Annotated in this window: 21 protein-coding genes, 1 rRNA gene and 3 pseudogenes; 12 read left to right on the top strand and 13 right to left on the bottom strand. The window is 46.9% G+C overall.

The genetic code is table 11. The annotated features are described in order from the left end of the window. A 16S ribosomal RNA gene (locus ACESOH_RS08180) occupies nucleotides 1-673 on the bottom strand; the annotation flags it as partial. A gap of 404 nt (nucleotides 674-1,077) precedes the next feature. Here ACESOH_RS08180 and ACESOH_RS08175 point away from each other — a divergent pair. After that, on the top strand, nucleotides 1,078-1,908 hold the full coding sequence (locus tag ACESOH_RS08175) for a DUF5718 family protein (RefSeq protein ID WP_032094097.1): 831 nt from the start codon (nucleotides 1,078-1,080) through the stop codon (nucleotides 1,906-1,908). A 72-nt stretch (nucleotides 1,909-1,980) separates the two neighbouring features. On the opposite strand, the gene birA is transcribed toward ACESOH_RS08175, so the two are convergent. After that, nucleotides 1,981-2,919 carry a bifunctional biotin--[acetyl-CoA-carboxylase] ligase/biotin operon repressor BirA gene (gene birA, locus ACESOH_RS08170; protein ID WP_373100669.1) on the bottom strand — a complete coding sequence of 313 codons (939 nt, stop codon included), beginning with the start codon at nucleotides 2,917-2,919 and terminating at the stop codon, nucleotides 1,981-1,983. Nucleotides 2,920-3,085: 166 nt separating this feature from the next. Here birA and guaB point away from each other — a divergent pair, with 166 nt between their 5' ends. The 8 genes and pseudogenes from guaB to ACESOH_RS11775 all read left to right on the top strand — a co-directional run. Next, nucleotides 3,086-4,549: an IMP dehydrogenase gene (gene guaB / locus ACESOH_RS08165; RefSeq protein ID WP_032094095.1), complete on the top strand. Its 1,464-nt coding sequence runs from the start codon at nucleotides 3,086-3,088 to the stop codon at nucleotides 4,547-4,549. Nucleotides 4,550-4,757: 208 nt separating this feature from the next. Continuing rightward, nucleotides 4,758-5,087, top strand: a complete 330-nt coding sequence (locus ACESOH_RS08160; protein WP_373100668.1) for a hypothetical protein — start codon at nucleotides 4,758-4,760, stop codon at nucleotides 5,085-5,087. Between the two features lie 26 nt (nucleotides 5,088-5,113). Then, entirely contained in the window at nucleotides 5,114-6,685 is a 1,572-nt protein-coding gene (gene guaA / locus ACESOH_RS08155) for a glutamine-hydrolyzing GMP synthase (RefSeq protein ID WP_373100667.1), read from the top strand. Nucleotides 6,686-6,876: 191 nt separating this feature from the next. Further along, nucleotides 6,877-7,047: an mRNA interferase gene (locus ACESOH_RS08150; protein WP_373100666.1), complete on the top strand. Its 171-nt coding sequence runs from the start codon at nucleotides 6,877-6,879 to the stop codon at nucleotides 7,045-7,047. 57 nt (nucleotides 7,048-7,104) lie between these two features. After that, on the top strand, nucleotides 7,105-7,554 hold the full coding sequence (locus ACESOH_RS08145) for a helix-turn-helix domain-containing protein (RefSeq protein WP_373100665.1): 450 nt from the start codon (nucleotides 7,105-7,107) through the stop codon (nucleotides 7,552-7,554). Further along, nucleotides 7,551-8,000: a type II toxin-antitoxin system HicB family antitoxin gene (locus tag ACESOH_RS08140; protein ID WP_373100664.1), complete on the top strand. Its 450-nt coding sequence runs from the start codon at nucleotides 7,551-7,553 to the stop codon at nucleotides 7,998-8,000. The genes ACESOH_RS08145 and ACESOH_RS08140 overlap by 4 nt, the downstream gene beginning before the upstream one ends. 467 nt (nucleotides 8,001-8,467) lie before the next feature. Continuing rightward, the gene (locus ACESOH_RS08135; RefSeq protein ID WP_373100663.1) at nucleotides 8,468-8,707 is read left to right on the top strand and encodes a BRO-N domain-containing protein; all 240 of its coding nucleotides are present in this window, start codon (nucleotides 8,468-8,470) and stop codon (nucleotides 8,705-8,707) included. A 15-nt stretch (nucleotides 8,708-8,722) separates the two neighbouring features. Further along, a pseudogene (locus tag ACESOH_RS11775) lies at nucleotides 8,723-8,842 on the top strand (P22AR C-terminal domain-containing protein); the annotation flags it as partial. 11 nt (nucleotides 8,843-8,853) lie between these two features. Here ACESOH_RS11775 and ACESOH_RS08130 read toward each other — a convergent pair. From ACESOH_RS08130 to dapD, 7 genes and pseudogenes are all read right to left on the bottom strand, one after another. Continuing rightward, nucleotides 8,854-9,024: a hypothetical protein gene (locus ACESOH_RS08130; RefSeq protein WP_373100662.1), complete on the bottom strand. Its 171-nt coding sequence runs from the start codon at nucleotides 9,022-9,024 to the stop codon at nucleotides 8,854-8,856. Between the two features lie 286 nt (nucleotides 9,025-9,310). After that, nucleotides 9,311-9,418 (bottom strand): annotated as a pseudogene (locus tag ACESOH_RS08125) (IS200/IS605 family transposase); the annotation flags it as partial. Nucleotides 9,419-9,598: 180 nt separating this feature from the next. Then, on the bottom strand, nucleotides 9,599-9,871 hold the full coding sequence (locus ACESOH_RS08120; protein WP_373100661.1) for a hypothetical protein: 273 nt from the start codon (nucleotides 9,869-9,871) through the stop codon (nucleotides 9,599-9,601). Between the two features lie 91 nt (nucleotides 9,872-9,962). Continuing rightward, nucleotides 9,963-10,325, bottom strand: coding sequence for a P22AR C-terminal domain-containing protein (locus ACESOH_RS08115; protein ID WP_373100660.1), 363 nt, complete (start codon nucleotides 10,323-10,325; stop codon nucleotides 9,963-9,965). 3 nt (nucleotides 10,326-10,328) lie between these two features. Then, nucleotides 10,329-10,445 (bottom strand): annotated as a pseudogene (locus ACESOH_RS08110) (KilA-N domain-containing protein); the annotation flags it as partial. Nucleotides 10,446-10,475: 30 nt separating this feature from the next. Beyond that, nucleotides 10,476-10,640 carry a KilA-N domain-containing protein gene (locus ACESOH_RS08105; protein ID WP_373100659.1) on the bottom strand — a complete coding sequence of 55 codons (165 nt, stop codon included), beginning with the start codon at nucleotides 10,638-10,640 and terminating at the stop codon, nucleotides 10,476-10,478. Between the two features lie 210 nt (nucleotides 10,641-10,850). Next, on the bottom strand, nucleotides 10,851-11,678 hold the full coding sequence (dapD, locus tag ACESOH_RS08100) for a 2,3,4,5-tetrahydropyridine-2,6-dicarboxylate N-succinyltransferase (protein ID WP_373100658.1): 828 nt from the start codon (nucleotides 11,676-11,678) through the stop codon (nucleotides 10,851-10,853). A 219-nt stretch (nucleotides 11,679-11,897) separates the two neighbouring features. Here dapD and ACESOH_RS08095 point away from each other — a divergent pair, with 219 nt between their 5' ends. The 3 genes from ACESOH_RS08095 (at nucleotide 11,898) to dctM (ending at nucleotide 14,877) form a co-directional block, all read left to right on the top strand. After that, nucleotides 11,898-12,896: a TRAP transporter substrate-binding protein gene (locus tag ACESOH_RS08095; protein WP_373100657.1), complete on the top strand. Its 999-nt coding sequence runs from the start codon at nucleotides 11,898-11,900 to the stop codon at nucleotides 12,894-12,896. Between the two features lie 74 nt (nucleotides 12,897-12,970). Further along, complete coding sequence (locus ACESOH_RS08090; RefSeq protein ID WP_373100656.1) at nucleotides 12,971-13,597, top strand: TRAP transporter small permease; 627 nt, start codon at nucleotides 12,971-12,973, stop codon at nucleotides 13,595-13,597. Continuing rightward, entirely contained in the window at nucleotides 13,594-14,877 is a 1,284-nt protein-coding gene (dctM, locus tag ACESOH_RS08085; RefSeq protein WP_373100655.1) for a C4-dicarboxylate TRAP transporter large permease protein DctM, read from the top strand. The genes ACESOH_RS08090 and dctM overlap by 4 nt, the downstream gene beginning before the upstream one ends. Before the next feature lie 87 nt (nucleotides 14,878-14,964). Here the strand turns inward: dctM and cysB are convergent, their stop codons facing one another. From cysB to rsmI, 4 genes are all read right to left on the bottom strand, one after another. Further along, nucleotides 14,965-15,936 carry an HTH-type transcriptional regulator CysB gene (gene cysB, locus ACESOH_RS08080; RefSeq protein WP_373100654.1) on the bottom strand — a complete coding sequence of 324 codons (972 nt, stop codon included), beginning with the start codon at nucleotides 15,934-15,936 and terminating at the stop codon, nucleotides 14,965-14,967. A 59-nt stretch (nucleotides 15,937-15,995) separates the two neighbouring features. Beyond that, on the bottom strand, nucleotides 15,996-16,964 hold the full coding sequence (gene rluB, locus ACESOH_RS08075; RefSeq protein ID WP_373100653.1) for a 23S rRNA pseudouridine(2605) synthase RluB: 969 nt from the start codon (nucleotides 16,962-16,964) through the stop codon (nucleotides 15,996-15,998). A gap of 52 nt (nucleotides 16,965-17,016) precedes the next feature. After that, the gene (locus tag ACESOH_RS08070) at nucleotides 17,017-17,640 is read right to left on the bottom strand and encodes an L-threonylcarbamoyladenylate synthase (RefSeq protein ID WP_373100652.1); all 624 of its coding nucleotides are present in this window, start codon (nucleotides 17,638-17,640) and stop codon (nucleotides 17,017-17,019) included. A 101-nt stretch (nucleotides 17,641-17,741) separates the two neighbouring features. Continuing rightward, nucleotides 17,742-18,587, bottom strand: a complete 846-nt coding sequence (gene rsmI / locus ACESOH_RS08065; RefSeq protein ID WP_373100651.1) for a 16S rRNA (cytidine(1402)-2'-O)-methyltransferase — start codon at nucleotides 18,585-18,587, stop codon at nucleotides 17,742-17,744. Nucleotides 18,588-18,606 lie beyond the last annotated feature (19 nt).

The following is an 18,606-nucleotide window of genomic DNA, read 5'->3' as shown; positions in this document are numbered from 1 at the left end:
GAATTCTACCCCTCCCTAAAGTACTCTAGACTCCCAGTCTGAAATGCTATTCCCAGGTTAAGCCCGGGGATTTCACATCTCACTTAAAAGCCCGCCTGCGTGCCCTTTACGCCCAGTTATTCCGATTAACGCTCGCACCCTCCGTATTACCGCGGCTGCTGGCACGGAGTTAGCCGGTGCTTCTTCTGTAATTAACGTCAATTAACATTGGTATTAGCAATGTTACCTTCCTCATCACCGAAAGAACTTTACAACCCGAAGGCCTTCTTCATTCACGCGGCATGGCTGCGTCAGGGTTCCCCCCATTGCGCAATATTCCCCACTGCTGCCTCCCGTAGGAGTCTGGACCGTGTCTCAGTTCCAGTGTGGCTGGCCATCCTCTCAGACCAGCTAGAGATCGCAGGCTTGGTGAGCCTTTACCTCACCAACTACCTAATCCCACTTGGGCTCATCCCATGGCAGAAGCTTACGCCCCCTTTCATCTCCCGATACTACGCGGTATTAGCAACAGTTTCCCGTTGTTATCCCCCTCCATAGGCCAGATTCCCAAGCATTACTCACCCGTCCGCCACTCTCGCGAATAAAAGCAAGCTTTCATCCGCTACCGTTCGACTTGCATGTGTTAAGCCTGCCGCCAGCGTTCAATCTGAGCCATGATCAAACTCTTCAATTCAAAGTTCAATCGCTCAATAAATCACTTAGCTTTAATTTTGTTTGCGGACGCAAGCATTGCGTCCCTACAATACAAAATGAATTTCAAGTTAAGCACTTATCAAGACTTCAAAATTAAAAAATATTTTTCAACAAAGTCAATCAACAAGTGCCCACACAGATTGTCTGATAAATTGTTAAAGAGCAAAAAAGAACGACGCGAGTCAAAATTCATATTATTTACAACGTCGCGTCGTTGTGTGTGGCGTATTATAGGGATTTCAGCCGGCTTTGCAACACCTTTTTGCAAAAAATTTCAAAATTAACTTTGTTTGCCTAGAAAATCATCGCCCGGCTTGTGTTATGAGCGATTTCAGATTAAAGTGCGGTCATTCTTTTGCAAACACAAATAACAAGGATAAATCGATGACAGAATTTAAACACGCAATTGGTTTGGGCGTAGCCGGTAACTTTGCCGGGCATTTAGAGCAGGCGGGCGAGGCGGCGGATTTTTTACAGGTGGAAACCGAAGAAGCCATTCAGCCCAAAGCGATTTTCCCGTTTTATGTGCCTGCTGAAAACGCCGGTTTTCTTTCGGTTTATCCGCTCAGCACCGACACCATCACCTTTCCGGGTCAAGGAGCCGATAATTTACAGATTGAGCCTGAAATCGCTTTAATCTGCGATATCAACTATTCGGATAACAAAGTGACCGCACTTTTGCCGCGCTATTTCGCTGCCTATAATGACTGTTCGATTCGTCGCCCGAATGCAAATAAAATCTGCGAAAAGAAAAACTGGGGCGAAAAGACCAAAGGAATCTCCGCCACCTTGATTCCGCTTTCCGGTTTTGCCCCCGGCAGTGAAATCGACCGCTACCGCATCGCCTGTTTTCATAAACGTGACGGCGTATTGAACGCTTACGGTATCGACAGCCCCGCTTTAGGTTATAGCTATTTTCACCAAAAATTACTGAATTGGATTATAGATAAAATGAACCATCAGCCCGATCAAGGTCCGATGAATTCTATTGCACCGCTGATGGCGCAGGCTGGCTACCCTACTTCGGCGGTTATCAGTATCGGCGCCACGCGCTACACGCCATTCGGCGAGCAGACTTTTCTGCAACCCGGCGATACCAGCATCGTGGTCGTTTATAACGGCGATCACTATCGTTATGAGGAGATTGAAAATATGGCGCGCAACGAACAGTTCGGCGCGGATATCTCTGCGCTGGTACAAAACGTTATCAAGTAATTTGTTACTCCCCCAATCCAAAGTGCGGTCAAAATTTTTATTTTTTTGACCGCACTTTCATGACATTTTGCCTTATGCCTTGCGCAACGACACTTCGCCGGCATTAAAACGTAGCAGTTTTTTGCCCTGCTCGAGGGATAACAGCAAATAGCCGTTATCGTCGATCCCTTGCTCAATGCCTGAGATCACCTGCTTTTCACTGATCAGATTCACCGGCTCGCCCAAAAAGTGATCCAACTCCAGCCAGCGCTGACGAAAAAAGCCGATGCCTTGTTGCTGAAAAATCGCCAAATAAGCGTAAAGCGTATTCACCAGCCGGATGATCAATGTATTGCGATCGACCTGCGGCAACACTTCAACCAGCTGCGCCCAAGGTTGATCAATGTGATTATCCTGCGCCGGAAGCGAAACATTGATGCCGATCCCGACAATCAAATTGGTCAGCCCGTTTTTTCCGCTGGCAATTTCAATTAGAATACCGGCCAGTTTGCACCCCTGCAGCAACACATCATTCGGCCATTTTAAGGTAATATCGGCAGCGCCCAGCGCCTTCAAGGTATCCGCAATGGCAATACCGATCAGCAAACTCAAACCGTTTAAGGACACCGCAGGCGCCAGCGTCCAGTAAAAACTCAGGATCACCTGTCCGGCAAACGGCGAACGCCACTGCCGCCCGCGTCGCCCGCGCCCCGCCGTTTGATATTCGGCCAGACATAAATCCCCTTTCTGTAAATCGGCTAAACGGGTCAATAAAAACTGATTGGTGGAATCAACCACCGGCCGAATCATAACATGATAAGGCGCCAACTCCCGCCCCAGACGTTCGGCATCAAGCAGCGCCGTTTGCGGTTGTAAGTGAACATTGGCATCATCACATCGCAAGGTTAATCCCTGCGCCTGTAAGGCGTCAATATCCGCCCGCAGCGCGTTTTCATCTTTATCCAAAAGTGCGGTCAGTTTTTGAAAAGAATAGACGTTGCCGTCCGCCAGCAACGACAATAATGTATACATAATCGTCTCCGCTAAAAATTGTCGTGCCCTTTCTAACATAATTTTTTTAAAAGATAAAATATTTATAAAAAATTCATTCCCAAACGATTGCGGAATCTGTATAATCCCAGCGCAATATTTTTTACATCCTTTGAATTTCAACCCTTCTTAAAGAGAGAATATTGCCATGTTACGAGTAATAAAAGAGGCTTTGACCTTTGATGACGTTCTTCTGGTTCCCGCGCATTCTACGGTGTTGCCTAATACCGCCAATCTATCCACTCAACTGACCAAAACCATTCGTTTAAACATTCCGATGTTATCGGCGGCGATGGATACCGTCACCGAAACCAAACTGGCCATTTCGCTGGCGCAGGAAGGCGGTATCGGGTTTATTCATAAAAATATGAGTATCGAACGTCAGGCCGATCGCGTGCGGAAAGTCAAAAAATTCGAAAGCGGTATTGTCTCTGAACCGGTGACAGTTTCACCGGATTTAACCTTGGGCGAACTCGCTGAATTAGTCAAGAAAAACGGCTTTGCCGGTTACCCGGTAGTGGATGCGCACGGCAATCTGGTGGGCATTATTACCGGTCGCGATACCCGTTTTGTGAAAGATTCGACCAAAACCGTCGCCGATCTGATGACGCCGAAAGACCGTCTGGTAACGGTAAAAGAAGGCGCCAGCCGTGAGGAAATTTTCCATTTGATGCATTCTCACCGTGTTGAAAAAGTGTTGGTGATTGATGACAGTTTCAAACTCAAAGGCATGATTACCTTAAAGGATTATCAGAAAGCGGAAAGCAAACCGAACGCCTGTAAAGATGAATTCGGCCGTTTGCGGGTCGGTGCGGCGGTCGGTGCCGGCGCCGGGAACGAAGAACGTATTGACGCTTTAGTCAAAGCCGGTGTGGATGTGTTGCTGATCGATTCATCGCACGGTCATTCCGAAGGCGTGTTGCAACGCGTCCGCGAAACCCGCGCCAAATATCCCGATTTACCGATTATCGCCGGTAATGTGGCAACCGCAGAAGGCGCACTCGCACTGGCCGACGCCGGCGCAAGTGCGGTGAAAATCGGTATCGGCCCGGGTTCCATTTGTACCACCCGTATCGTAACCGGCGTGGGCGTGCCGCAAATCACCGCCATTTCCGATGCGGCGGAAGCCTTAAAAGATCGCGGCATTCCGGTGATTGCCGACGGCGGTATCCGCTATTCGGGCGATATCGCTAAAGCGTTAGCCGCCGGCGCCGCCTGTGTAATGGTAGGTTCGATGTTCGCCGGCACCGAAGAAGCGCCGGGCGAAATCGAGCTATATCAAGGCCGCGCATTTAAATCCTACCGCGGTATGGGATCGCTCGGGGCGATGTCGAAAGGCTCCTCCGATCGTTATTTCCAATCGGATAACGCGGCGGATAAATTAGTGCCGGAAGGTATCGAAGGACGCATTCCTTACAAAGGCTTTTTAAAGGAAATCATTCATCAGCAAATGGGCGGTCTGCGTTCCTGTATGGGGCTGACCGGCTGTGCGACAATCGACGACCTGCGCACCAAAGCGCAATTCGTTCGCATCAGCGGTGCCGGCATCAAAGAAAGCCATGTGCATGATGTCACCATCACCAAAGAAGCGCCGAACTACCGTATGGGCTAATCATCTTGGGCGCACAAAGCGGCGCCTAAGTTTTTATAAAAACGCCTCAAAAACTGACCGCACTTTTCTCATTAATAATGGTAGAATGTACAGCCGATTAACCGCCGATTAACCGTTGTCTGGCACTAAATTAGTATGAACAGGCATCCTGACTGTGATTACCCATTAAAATAGATGCTTAAAGACAACAAAAAGAGGAAAAATAGCAATGAAAAAATTAGCTTTCTTTTTAACGTTAGGATTAACAGGTTGTGCGATTTTTGGGCCGACTTATAGCGGTGAGACAACGGCAGATTGGTTGCTAAAAATTGATACAGAAAAGAATATTAATCTTTATTTTGACGCTATTTATCATTGTCGTCCTTCCACTATTCATACCCAAATTGATGAGGTTGCGTTAAATGCGGATAAAACGGCGGTGTTAGGCACAAAAGAAACTTGGACCGCGTCAGGTTGCGGTCATACTAAAGCATTTCCAATTCAATATATTAATGATGGCAATGGCGGCACTTATATTCAAATGTCGATTAAACCCTAATTTTAATTGAACGTAAAAGAGAAAAAATGACAAACATTCATAACCACAAAATTTTAATTTTAGACTTCGGTTCACAATATACGCAGCTGATTGCGCGCCGTGTGCGCGAAATCGGGGTCTATTGCGAACTTTGGGCATGGGATGTGACGGAAGAACAGATCCGTGACTTTAACCCGACAGGGATCATTCTTTCCGGCGGCCCGGAAAGTACTACGGAAGAAAACAGCCCGCGTGCGCCGGACTATGTTTTCCGCGCCGGCGTACCGGTGTTAGGCATCTGCTACGGCATGCAAACCATGGCGATGCAACTGGGCGGTTTGACTGAAAATTCCAATCATCGCGAATTCGGCTACGCGTCAGTGGATTTAAAAGCCACCGACAGCTTATTTGCAACATTAAATGATGATTTGACCGCGTCAGCGCCAAAATTAGACGTTTGGATGAGTCACGGCGATAAAGTCACCCAATTACCACCGCACTTTAATGTCACCGGCACTACACCGACCTGTCCGATTGCCGCGATGTCCGATGAAACCCGACGCTTTTACGGCGTGCAATTTCACCCGGAAGTGACCCACACGAAAAGCGGTCTGGCATTATTAACCAATTTCGTCGTTGCTATCTGCGGCTGCGAAACCAAATGGACTGCGGAAAATATCATTGAAGACGCGGTTTCGCGCATCAAAGCGCAAGTCGGCGACGACGAAGTGATCTTAGGCCTCTCCGGCGGTGTGGACTCCTCCGTTACCGCGCTGCTGCTGCATCGTGCCATCGGCAAAAACCTGCATTGCGTGTTCGTGGATAACGGCTTGCTGCGTTTAAACGAGGCGGATCAGGTCATGCAAATGTTCGGCGATAAATTCGGTTTAAACATTATCCGCGTCAATGCCGAAGATCGCTTTCTTACCGCCTTGAACGGCATTGCCGATCCGGAAGCCAAACGTAAAATGATCGGCAAAGTATTCGTCGATGTTTTTGATGAAGAAGCGCACAAACAAACCCGCGTAAAATGGCTGGCGCAAGGCACGATTTATCCTGACGTGATCGAATCTGCCGCCAGCAAAACCGGCAAGGCACATGTAATTAAATCACACCATAATGTCGGCGGCTTACCGGATTACATGAAACTCGGTCTGGTCGAACCGTTGCGCGAATTGTTTAAAGACGAAGTCCGCAAAATCGGGCTGGCGCTCGGCTTACCTGCAGAAATGCTCAACCGTCACCCGTTCCCGGGGCCGGGTTTAGGCGTGCGCGTGCTAGGCGAGATCAAAAAAGAATACTGCGATTTATTGCGCCGCGCCGATGCGATCTTTATTGAAGAACTGTACAATTCCGGCTGGTATGATAAAGTCAGTCAGGCATTTACCGTCTTCCTGCCGGTCAAATCGGTCGGCGTTATGGGCGACGGCCGCAAATACGACTGGGTCGTCTCCCTGCGCGCCGTCGAAACGATTGATTTTATGACCGCACATTGGGCGCATTTACCTTACGACCTGCTCGGCAAAATCTCCAATCGTATCATCAACGAAGTCAACGGCATCTCCCGTGTGGTGTACGACGTCTCAGGAAAACCCCCAGCGACGATTGAGTGGGAATAAAAACCCTGCTTTTCATGAGATAACATATCATTTCAAAAATAGCCTTAAGCCCTGTTATTTCAGGGCTTTTCTATTATAGCTAACGTCTAGCTATAAAAACCCCAAAATCTGAATGATTTGGGGTTAAATTATCTTTTAATAAAATTTACTTTAACGTATATAATAAATTCATCTAAAACAAAAGAGATTGAGTGAAGCCAAGACAATTTCTGAAATACTTGCAAGGCCAAGGTGTAGAAATCCAACAAGGCACAAAGCATTACCGCTTATACCGAAATGGCAAAAATACACAACTGACAAGAAGCTCAAAAGATATTGCAGAAGCAACCATCAGCAAAATCAAAAAACAGTTAGAAATTTAATCCAAGCCCCTAAAATGGGGGCTTGTTTGAACACTTAATCTCAATACGGAGAACACAATGCGTTATTACCCTGCAACCCTTGAGCAATTTGAAGAAAACGACAAAACCTATTATGTCGGCAGAGTGCAGTTGAGTGAAAATAGCTCAATCATCGCCCAAGGTGACACAGAAACTGAAACAATGACTGAACTTGAATCTAGCCTAATTGGCGCAGTGGAATTTGCGTTCAAAGATGAAGAAATTTTCCCTGAACCCAATGCGCCACAGCAAGGTGAAATACTTGTTTTAATGCCTACGCTTGTTGAAGCCAAGGTGTTAATTCATAATGAAAGAATTAAGCGGAAATTAAGTAAAACTGAACTCGGCAAATTGGCGGGCTTTAGCCCTGCCGAAATGCAACGCTTGCTTAATCCATGGTACAAAAGTGGTATTGATAAATTAGATCGCCTTGCGCAAGCGTTGGATCAAGCGTTTAATCTCACCTTAAATTACAAGGATACATTATGATTTTTACCGTTGGTGTAGAAACACCTAACAATGAAAACCAAGCCTACGGCATGATTGTTCCTGCGCTTTGTGAACGAAACTACGGTTGTTTTAGTGCAGCTGATGAAGTCGATCAGCTTCTACCTATGATTACAGAAGCGATTACGAGCAATCTTGAGATGATGGCAGAAGATAATTTAGATATTACTTCACTCAAAGATTTAGGCGTAACCCATTACCGCAACGATCCTGAATACGCGGATTTTGATACTTGGCTATTAGTCGATATTGACATCACACCATACCTTGGTGAAAAGCAGAAATTTGAAATTAGCCTACCTGAGTTTTTGCTTAAACGCATGGATCGCCGTATTGAAGCTATGGGCAACATTTACAAAAACCGAGACAGATTTATTGCCAACGCGATTCACCGTGAACTGTATTTCCATGCAGCACAAGATATGTAAAATTTATCCCTACGCTTGACACCCCAACCTGTTAAGCATAGGACCATTTTCGAGGTCTCAAAAACCTTACAAAGCACGGTTATTCATCCCGTCAGCGTAATTTTTGTGTATCCAAAATTTGTGATCTCTTTTCTCTTTCTCACAACTTTTACGATGCAAAAAATAACAATCTAAACCAATGGTCGAGAGTGCGAGGAATACAACACCGAAAGGGAATAACTCCGCTCGATGCTTTGCGAGTTTTGAACTCTCTACCGCCCGATTTATCGGGATTTCTCTCAAAAGGAAACAAAGCTATGACAAGCTTAACTATCTTCAATTTTGAAAATACTCCTGTTCAAACAATTGTTGAAAATAACGAAATATTTTTTAGAGCTGCTTAATTAGCTGAGCTATTGAAGTATTAAAACCCTTATAAAGCAATTAAAGATCACGTCGATCCTGACGACCTAACGGAACGTGAGATCGTGAACACGGTCAATAAACGTGCTCAAGTTTTATTTGTTAATGAAAGCGGAATGTATTCGTTAATTCTTAGTTCTAAATTAGAGAGTGCGAAAAGAGTAAAACGTTGGGTAATCTCTGAGGTATTACCCCAAATTCGCAAAACAGGGAAATATCAAGTTCAGCAGCAGATTGCTTTACCAGAACCTGAAAAGACCTATACTGTCACATTAACGGAATATGAACTACAAACTGTCGCTTGAGCATGTTTCGCATTCAGACGTAACAATAATTTACTTCATGGGCTTTACAGCCCGCTTACGGCTATCGGTTCCAAATTTGCCGTTGAATCAAAAGATAACGCCGTCGAATATCGCAACACACTACGCCGTTTCAATGAGGTTGTTGGTCAGTTTTTTGATACAGTGAGCAATACCATCGCTTTATCAATATTATTTAAATATTGCGCGGTTCTTTCTGAAAATCTACGGGCATTATTCTGTGCCTTAGTTAATGCATCCTGAAACTTAACTTGATCTAATTCCAGTTGAATTGCTAAACGCCATAAACTTCCTGACATGATCCTCCTCCCAATAACAATCCACACATGAAACGTGCGGTTTTTAGGCTACCCTATAAAGGCCTAGGACTTCACAGGCCCCTCAAGGGGCATGTGAAAAAACTGACAACTGCACAATAACACTATGGCTTACCCCTTAAAGGAGTTCACATATTCTTTCTTCGATAAATTATCCGAAATCATATCTTCCTTTTCCTGATTCCTGACGTATTCCTCTACGACTTTGCTATTCTACATCTTTGTAGTTACATAACTGCCTTAAGATTCCGCCTATATCTACTCGTCATTTCCCATAAATCGCTTTTCTTCTGTATTTCGGTATGAAGACTCTATGATACTTACAGTTCCATCTGGTATGTGATAGACTTGAATCGTCATTGGAATGACTTACCATGACCTCTCCTCCCATATGTTGAATTTTGGTTGTCAGCCTTATTCATTATAGGAGGATTTTTATTTTACTCACCGCTTAAGCTTTTTGATTCCATACGCATAGCGTGTGGTTTTTATAGCTAGACGTTGTCTAGCTATAATAAAAAAGCCCGCCGAAGCGAGCTTTTTAAGTTAATTCGATTTAACGTAATTTAATGTCTAATTCCTTTTCGACTTTTTCAAGCAAATTGTCCAGATATTCTTTCTCTTGCTTTTTTATTTTATGTTCACGATATGCCATAAATAAACCAAACAAAATTAAACCGCAAGAAAAGCCGACAATATGCCAAGGAAAAGCTAACGGATCACACGGTGCAAGTTTAGCTAAAATAGCTGAAATAACCAAAATTGCAATAAAAAGGTAAACCATTTTCATAATCACATCAGCTAAGTAAATCTTAGAACTATTTTTCATCGCCATACCCTTTTAATGTCCAATTTATACTTCTAATGTACAAAATATCACCGCAAAAAACAATAAAAGTGCGGTCGGTTTTGATTAGGGTTTAGATAACTACGCCTTTAGCAAGTCCTTTCGGTTGATATTCGCGTAGGGTTTTAAGCGCGTGGTAGTAATGAGCTTCTTCACGTGGATCGACGTTAAACTCTGCCAACATTGGCTCAAGCATGCGTTTCATTACGCCTAGCACGGTTTGATATTCTGTTGCGTGAGTGTAAGCGGTGATACCGTAGTGTGAGCCGAGCATTTCAAGCGGTTTGTGAATTTTACTCAATAATTCTAAATTATTGTAAAGCGCATACCACATTGAAGCGAAACGTAGCCATTGTTTTTCGGTCAGTTCGCAGGAATATTTTTTCTCAGGCTCCGGCAAGGCAAGCTGCTGCAGTTGAGTTTGCTGTTTGTGCATAGCTAAGAATGCCCGTAGCACAACTAAATGAAATTTTGGGCTAATCCACATGGCGTAACTTAGTACTAATTCTTCACAAGCCCAAGTTCCTTGAACCGAAATATCTTTACCTCCACGAATAGTTTTAATAGCGAAGATCGTTTTTGTGTTTCACCCATTTTCAATTTCTTTTGCTAATTCCTTAGTTTGTTCATTACGAGCAAATAGATTTGGACGATATTTTGGATCATTTCCACTCGCCAAGTGAAGATCATTTAAGGAATAGATATTGTCTAAGGTGCGAATTGATTGATTTAAAATAGATAAGTTTGTCATAACGACATTCCCGTTAATTTTCGAAATTAATATTTACCCATATAGGGTGCCAAGAGGCTCAAAAACCGTCCAAAGTCGGCTGAAGTTATTCCCCTTTCGGGTATTTTATTCCTCGCCGTTCTATTATAGCCAGACGTTGTCTAACTATAATAAGAAAAAGGTCGGCACTCACCAACCCTTTTTATATTCGGTTTATTCCAACCAATCCGGTTATTCGTCGATGGCACGCAGCAGTTCGTTGATGCCGACTTTGCCTAATGTTTTGGCATCCACTTTTTTCACAATAACCGCACAATACAAACTGTATTTGCCGTCTTTGGAAGGCAGGCTGCCGGAAACCACGACGGAGCCTGCCGGTACGCGGCCGTAATGGATTTCGCCGGTTTCGCGGTCATAGATTTTGGTGGACTGGCCGATAAACACGCCCATGGAAATCACACAGCCGTCTTCCACAATCACACCTTCAACCACTTCTGAGCGCGCACCGATAAAACAGTTATCGCCGATAATGGTCGGGTTGGCTTGTAACGGTTCCAGCACACCGCCGATTCCCACGCCGCCGGACAAATGTACATTTTTGCCGATCTGCGCGCAAGATCCCACGGTCGCCCAGGTATCGACCATCGTGCCTTCGCCGACATAAGCGCCGATATTCACATAAGACGGCATTAATACCGCATTTTTGGCGATATACGCTCCTTTACGCACGGTCGCGGACGGCACCACACGGAATCCTTCCTGCTGGAAACGGGCTTCATCATAATCGGCAAATTTCAACCGCACTTTATCGTAATACTTGGTTTCCGCGCCGTCGATCAGCTGATTATCGTTAATCCGGAACGACAACAGTACGGCTTTTTTCAGCCATTGGTGAGTTACCCATTCACCGTCGATTTTTTCCGCCACCCGGTATTGACCGCGATCCAACCCCTCAATAACCTGTTCAATTGCCGCGCGGGTTTGGGCGTCGACGGTTTTCGGCGAAATTTCAGCGCGGCGCTCAAATGCCGCCTCAATGATGTTCTGTAACTCTGACATAGTGATTTCCTATAAAATACATGAAAAAAAGAGAGCTTATTTTTATCATATTTCCACTGAAAACTCACTCTTTTATTTCAGCACGGCGAACCGCAGGGAGTGAAATTTTTTGCGATCTTTGTCAAAATTTTGTTAATAAAATGTTTACTTTTGTAAAAAACAGGGCAAATTAGCTAACGAATCGGTCGATTCATAACCCTATCGAGTGAGGTAAACACAATGTTATACAAAAAACTAATAAAAACGATCACCACCTTTGCGCTCAGTGCCGCTTTTTCATTATCGGCGTGGGCCAATGATCCTATCATTATTAAATTTTCCCATGTTGTCGCTAACGAAACCCCGAAAGGTCAGGGCGCATTACTGTTTCAGAAGCTGGTGGAACAGCGTCTGGCGGGCAAGGTGAAAGTGGAAGTCTATCCCAACTCTTCCCTGTATGGCGACGGTAAGGAAATGGAGGCGCTGCTGTTAAATAATGTACAAATGCTTGCCCCGTCTCTGGCAAAATTTGATAAATACACGCCGAAGATTCAACTGTTCGATTTGCCGTTTCTGTTTGATGATATTAAGGCGGTGGAGCGCTTTGAACAAAGCGATGCGGGAAAATCCCTGCTGAAATCCATGGAAGACAAAGGCATTACCGGTCTGGCTTACTGGAACAACGATCTGAAACAGCTCTCCGCCAATAAGGAATTAAGACTGCCGAAAGATGCGCGCGGTTTAAAATTCCGCGTGCAGAACTCCGAAGTGTTGGATGCACAGTTCAAAGCGTTGAAAGCCGTACCGCGTAAAATGGCATTCGGTGAAATGTATCAAGGACTGCAAACCGGTGTGGTCAATGGCGCGGAAAATCCTTATTCCAATATTTTTTCTCAGAAAATCAACGAGGTACAGAAATATATTACGGAATCGAATCACGGATTGTTGTCTTACATGGTGATCGTCAACACGGATTTCTGGCACAGCGTGCCTGAAGCCATCCGCGCTGAATTGATCGCCATTCTGGATGAAGTTTCTGCTGAGGTGAACAAGCAATCTCATGCGCTGAATCTTGCCGATAAACAGAAAATTATTGATTCCGGTTCCAGTCAGATCATTACGCTGACAGCGGAACAGCGCAGTCAATGGCGCGATGCGGTTAAACCGGTCTGGAAACAGTTTGAAGACGCTATCGGCGCGGATCTGATTCAGGCGGCGGCAGCCTCCAACAATCCGTAACGGCTTTATCGCCGCTCATTAAAATGCGGCAGTTTCGTGCCGCACTTTTTATCATCTCGTTGCAGGAGTAAAAAATGGCTTCTCTAAAGTGGTTATGGGAGCGTTTTGAGGAATGTTTTATCGCGATTTTATTAATGGTGATGACATTGGTGACATTTTTTTATGTCATCTTCAACAATCTTTACAATGTGTTCTTTGATTTGGCAGACCGTTTCCCGCTGACAGCGTCATTTGCCGAACCGGTCGGCGAATGGATTATGCTGGCCGCTCAGGAAATGACCTGGAGCATTGCGGTGACGAAAGTCTGTTTCGGCTGGCTGATTTTTTTCGGCGCCTCATACGGCGTGCGTACCGCAGGCCATATCGGTGTCGATATTGTGGTTAAACATTTATCCCGCGCAGGCCAGAAAACGGTCGGAATTATCGCCGCACTATGTTGTCTGGTCTATGGCGTGTTAATCAGCGCGGCAAGTTATGAATGGATTCACGCCATGTATCTGACCGGCGTGGGTGCCGACGATTTACATCATTTCAATATTAAACTCTGGCAAACCGGGCTGATTATGCCGCTTGGCTTTGCGCTGATAGCAATCCGTTTTATTGAAATTCTGATTCGCATTCTGCGCGGCAAGCAACACAATCTGGGGCTGGCCGATGAAAGTGAAGATGCGCTGAAACTCAGCCGCAAGGAGGCAAAATGACGATTCTGGTGCTATTTTTGCTGTTATTCGTCTTGATGTTTATCGGTGTTCCAATCGCTATCTCGCTGGGATTATCCGGTGCGATAACCATTTTATTGTTCAGTCAGGATTCGCTCAGCTCGCTGGCGATTAAACTGTTTGAAACCTCGGAACATTATACGCTGTTAGCCATTCCGTTCTTTTTACTTGCCGGGGCATTTATGACCACAGGCGGCGTTGCAAAACGGCTGATTGATTTCGCCAACGCCACCGTCGGACATATTCGCGGCGGTCTGGCGATTGCCGCCGTCATGTCCTGCATGTTGTTCGCCGCACTTTCCGGCTCAAGTCCGGCTACCGTGGCGGCCGTCGGTTCGATCGCCATCGCCGGTATGGTGCGTTCCGGTTATCCGGTCGGCTTCGGTACCGGAATTATCTGTAATGCGGGAACTCTAGGGATCTTAATTCCGCCCTCCGTCGTGATGGTGGTTTACGCCGCGGCGACAGAAACCTCCGTAGGGCGTTTATTTATGGCCGGCGTAATACCGGGTACGCTGCTCGGCGTGGTATTAATGCTTGCCATTTACCTTGTCGCACGGGTTAAAAAACTGCCGGCGCAACCCCGCGCCAGTGTGCGTCAATGGTGCGCCGCCGCACGCAAAGCGAGCTGGGGACTGCTGCTGATGGTGATTATTCTCGGCGGAATTTACAGCGGTATCTTTACCCCGACAGAAGCGGCGGCCGTTGCCGCGGTGTATTCATTTTTCGTCGCGGTATTTATTTATAAAGATGTCAGACTGCGCGATTGCCCGAAAGTATTGCTGGAATCGGCGAAACTCAGCGTCATGCTGATGTTTATTATCGCCAATGCGATGCTGTTCGCCCATGTCTTAACCACCGAACAAATCCCGCAGCTGATTACCGAACATGTCATTCGCTGGGAGTTACAGCCATGGACATTCTTAATCGTGGTGAATATTATCCTGCTGATCGCCGGCGCCTTTATGGAACCTTCGGCCATTATTCTGATTCTTGCGCCGATTTTGTTTCCGATCGCCCTCCAGCTGGGAATTGATCCGATTCATTTAGGGATCATTATGGTGGTCAACATGGAAATCGGGCTGATTACTCCGCCAATCGGGCTGAATTTATTCGTGGCTTCCGCCGTATCGAAAATGCCGTTGACGGATGTCGTCCGCGCCGCGATGCCGTGGCTGCTTATTCTGCTCAGTTTCTTACTGGCCATTACCTATATTCCGGCAATTTCGCTGGCGCTGCCGAATTGGATCGGCATCAATTAAGCCGCTGCATACAGGCCTATTCCGCTGATAAAAAACCGCCGTCTCGCTCAACACGAAACGGCGGGTCATTCCTATCTGAAACGAATGTCAGCGCACTTCCAGCTCGACATTATCAAATAATTTCTTAACCGCATTATTATCATGCAAACGCTCTGCCTTCTCCACCATCGGACGGGTTAAGTGCAGTGAAAAATAATTAATAAAATCATACATATAATTACGCAAAAAGACGCTGTGCTTAAATGCTATCTGGGTCATGCTGGAGCGGAACAAATGGCTGGCGTCGATTGCCAGCAAATCGGTATCCGCCGCCGTGTGCGCCATTGAGGCCATAATCCCCACCCCCAGTCCCAGCCGCACATAGGTTTTAATTACATCCGCATCGGTTGCGGTAAACACAATATTCGGCAAAATGCCGGCACTGTTGAAAGAATAATCCAGATCCGAAACGCCGGTAAACCCGAATGTGTAAGTCACCAACGGGTATTTGCCCAGTTCTTCAATCGTCAGGTTTTTGCAGTTCGCCAGCGGATGATCGGGCTTGACGATCACCGAGCGGTTCCAGAAATAGCACGGCAGCAATACCACATCGTCGAACAGATACTGCGCTTCCGTCGTAATGGCCAGATCCACTTCGCCGGACAACAGCGCGTCATAAATCTGCATCGGCGATCCCTGATGAATATGCAGGCTGACATCGGGATACTGCTTAGAAAAGCGTTCCACTACCGCAGGCAGCATATAACGCGCCTGTGTATTGGTGGTGGCGATCCGCAGTACACCGTGATTGGGCTGCGTGTACTCATTGGCGACCGCTTTGATGCTTTGCGTTTTCACCAACAGCTCGCGTGCAATCGACACAATTTTTTTCCCCGCCGGCGTTAAGGCTTTAATATGTTTGCCGTTGCGTTCGAAAATCTCCAGCCCCAGTTCATCCTCCAGCAGCCGCACCTGCTTACTGATGCCCGGCTGCGAGGTAAACAGCGTATTGGCGGCTTCGGTCACATTGAGGTTCTGGTTAACGATTTCGACAATATAGCGAAGTTGTTGTATTTTCATAAAATTCTCACAAAATAAACCGCACTTTTGTTATTCGGTGCCAAAGTGCGGTATGTTTTTTAGGATTTTTTATAGCGTTTGTTCAATTCCGTGTAGCGTTTTACCGCTTTGCGGATTTGCCCGGTTTTCGGACGCCGTCGCACTTTATGAACCGCCAGTTTGGTGTCGGTTTCCGGCGGCAAACCGACCAATTCGCGTAAATAATTCACCTCCTCGAGCGGCATTTCTTCCCATCCGCCGCGGGGCAGCGATTTCGCCAGCTGAATATTACCGTAGCGGATACGGATCAGGCGGCTGACCTGAATGCCCTGCGATTCCCACAAACGGCGCACTTCACGATTACGCCCTTCCATTAAAGTGACATCAAACCATTGATTCATGCCTTGTCCGCCGACCGGTTTGATTAGCGTGAAATTCGCCGGCCCGTCTTCCAGCTGCACGCCTTTTTTCAAGCGCGCCAGCATGGCGTCATCAACCTGACCGAATACGCGCACGGAATACTCGCGTTCCACTTCCCGGCTCGGGTGCATTAAACGGTTTGCCAGTTCGCCGTCGGTGGTGAATAACAATAAGCCGGAAGTATTGATATCCAGCCGCCCCACTGCGATCCAGCGCGCGCCGGTTAAGCGCGGCAGACGGTCAAACACAGTGGCGCGACCTTCCGGATCATGACGGGTACACAACTCGCCTTCCGGTTTGTAATACATCAGCACGCGACACATGGCTTTCTGAGCCTGCATCAGATTGACGAGATGCCCGTCAATGCGCACTTTTACGGCCGAATTCACATCAATCCGGTCGCCCAGCGTTGCCATTTTGCCGTCCACGCTGACGCGGTTGGCCGCAATCATGGCTTCGATTTCACGGCGCGATCCCTGACCGGCGCGCGCCAGCACTTTCTGCAGTTTTTCCCCTGCCACCCGGCTTTTACTTTTCGTGGCGGTGGAAACGGCACTAAAATCGACCGCACTTTTATCGGCGCTAAAGTGCGGTCGGTTTGGACGAGAGTTTATTTTGTTTGGTTTCATAATTCCTCTTTGTCGCTTTCCCAAGCGTCTGGTTAAATAATCGGCATTGCGATCAGATAAACGGTGCTATCGACCCGCTGCCCTCACGGATAATCACCGGAGAATCGTCGGTTAAATCCACCACCGTGGTCGGCTCCTGTCCCAGATAACCGCCGTGGATAATCAGATCCACCTGACGTTCCAGACGGTCACGGATTTCCTCCGGATCCGACTGGGTAATATGCTCTTCGCCCGGCAGCATCAGCGAACAGGACAAAATCGGTTCGCCCAATGCGCTCAATAAATCCAGCGCAATCTGATTATCCGGTACGCGAAGACCAATGGTTTTGCGTTTGGATGTCATCAAGCGGCGCGGTAATTCTTTGGTGGCGGTTAAAATAAAGGTATAGCGTCCCGGCGTATTATTTTTAATTAAACGATAGGCGCTGTTGCTGACTACGGAATAATTCGACAGCTCGGACAAATCGCTGCATACCAGCGTAAAGTTGTGATTTTCCGGCAGCTGGCGGATCTGCACAATCCGATCCATCGCATGTTTATCGCCCAGCATACAGCCTAACGCATAGCCGGAATCGGTCGGATACACAATCACGCCGCCGCGGCGCAAAATATCCACCGCCTGATTAATCAGCCGGGGCTGCGGATTTTCCGGATGAATATAAAAAAACTGACTCATATCGCTTGCTTTCCTCTAAACTGGCGCAATTATACACAAAGCCGACGGATTATATAACGTTTTATTGCAATAAATCACTGTCGCCATGCCGTTTTGCCGGGTTAGTCAAAATGCGCCAGACCAAATTGGTACAACGCATTTTTCTTATAACCGTAAACTTCCGCCACAATCGCCGCCGCCTTTTTCAGCGGCAACTCACGGGCAATTAACGTCAATGCCTTGATGGCCTGTGCGGAAAAAACCGTCTCTTGCGTTTTTGGCTTGCCCTCTACAATTAACACCATTTCACCTTTGGTGCGGTTAGGATCCTCCGCCAGCCAGGCGCGCAACGCTGCCAGCCTATCGCCCGAAACGGTTTCCCAGCTTTTGGTGATTTCACGCGCCAGTACCGCATAACGATCCGCGCCGAACACCGCTTCCATATCCGCCAGACAATCTAAAATCCGATGGGTGGATTCATAAAAAATCAGGGTGCGTTCCTCATCGGCAAGGACTTCCAGCTTATCGCGCCGCCCTTTGCTTTTGGCCGGCAGAAATCCCTCAAAACAGAAACGATCGGAGGCAATGCCCGAGGCGCACAATGCGGTAATCGCCGCGCAGGCGCCCGGCAGCGGCACCACCTTGATGCCGGCCTGACGGCATTGTCTGACCAAATGAAAGCCCGGATCGCTGATCAGCGGTGTTCCCGCATCGGAAATCAGCGCAATGCTCATCCCCTGCTGCAATTTCGCCACCAGCTGCGCCGCTTTTTGCTGCTCGTTATGATCATGCAGGGCGAAAAAAGGTTTTTTAATCCCATAATGGGCAAGCAGCAAACCGCTGTGCCGGGTATCTTCGGCGGCAATTAAATCGGCCTGAGCGAAAACATCCAGCGCCCGTTGCGTGATATCCCGCAGATTACCGATAGGGGTGGCGACAATATAGAGGGTTCCGGCTAAATTATTCATTTTTTAACTTCTTTTATTT

The organism is Necropsobacter rosorum, assembly GCF_964241405.1.
Classification (GTDB): Bacteria; Pseudomonadota; Gammaproteobacteria; order Enterobacterales; family Pasteurellaceae; genus Necropsobacter; species Necropsobacter rosorum.
Note: the sequence above shows the minus strand (reverse complement) of the source record. Positions and strands in the feature narration are given on the sequence as shown.

Coding starts and splice junctions, on each gene's coding strand:
- guaA (WP_373100667.1), top strand. CDS start 5,114: ATGACAAACATTCATAACCACAAAATTTTAATTTTAGACTTCGGTTCA.
- ACESOH_RS08140 (WP_373100664.1), top strand. CDS start 7,551: ATGATTTTTACCGTTGGTGTAGAAACACCTAACAATGAAAACCAAGCC.
- ACESOH_RS08160 (WP_373100668.1), top strand. CDS start 4,758: ATGAAAAAATTAGCTTTCTTTTTAACGTTAGGATTAACAGGTTGTGCG.
- ACESOH_RS08120 (WP_373100661.1), bottom strand. CDS start 9,871: ATGAAAAATAGTTCTAAGATTTACTTAGCTGATGTGATTATGAAAATG.
- ACESOH_RS08090 (WP_373100656.1), top strand. CDS start 12,971: ATGGCTTCTCTAAAGTGGTTATGGGAGCGTTTTGAGGAATGTTTTATC.
- birA (WP_373100669.1), bottom strand. CDS start 2,919: ATGTATACATTATTGTCGTTGCTGGCGGACGGCAACGTCTATTCTTTT.
- rluB (WP_373100653.1), bottom strand. CDS start 16,964: ATGAAACCAAACAAAATAAACTCTCGTCCAAACCGACCGCACTTTAGC.
- ACESOH_RS08095 (WP_373100657.1), top strand. CDS start 11,898: ATGTTATACAAAAAACTAATAAAAACGATCACCACCTTTGCGCTCAGT.
- ACESOH_RS08115 (WP_373100660.1), bottom strand. CDS start 10,325: ATGCACAAACAGCAAACTCAACTGCAGCAGCTTGCCTTGCCGGAGCCT.
- ACESOH_RS08175 (WP_032094097.1), top strand. CDS start 1,078: ATGACAGAATTTAAACACGCAATTGGTTTGGGCGTAGCCGGTAACTTT.
- ACESOH_RS08070 (WP_373100652.1), bottom strand. CDS start 17,640: ATGAGTCAGTTTTTTTATATTCATCCGGAAAATCCGCAGCCCCGGCTG.
- guaB (WP_032094095.1), top strand. CDS start 3,086: ATGTTACGAGTAATAAAAGAGGCTTTGACCTTTGATGACGTTCTTCTG.
- ACESOH_RS08145 (WP_373100665.1), top strand. CDS start 7,105: ATGCGTTATTACCCTGCAACCCTTGAGCAATTTGAAGAAAACGACAAA.
- dctM (WP_373100655.1), top strand. CDS start 13,594: ATGACGATTCTGGTGCTATTTTTGCTGTTATTCGTCTTGATGTTTATC.
- ACESOH_RS08105 (WP_373100659.1), bottom strand. CDS start 10,640: ATGACAAACTTATCTATTTTAAATCAATCAATTCGCACCTTAGACAAT.
- dapD (WP_373100658.1), bottom strand. CDS start 11,678: ATGTCAGAGTTACAGAACATCATTGAGGCGGCATTTGAGCGCCGCGCT.
- rsmI (WP_373100651.1), bottom strand. CDS start 18,587: ATGAATAATTTAGCCGGAACCCTCTATATTGTCGCCACCCCTATCGGT.
- cysB (WP_373100654.1), bottom strand. CDS start 15,936: ATGAAAATACAACAACTTCGCTATATTGTCGAAATCGTTAACCAGAAC.
- ACESOH_RS08130 (WP_373100662.1), bottom strand. CDS start 9,024: ATGTCAGGAAGTTTATGGCGTTTAGCAATTCAACTGGAATTAGATCAA.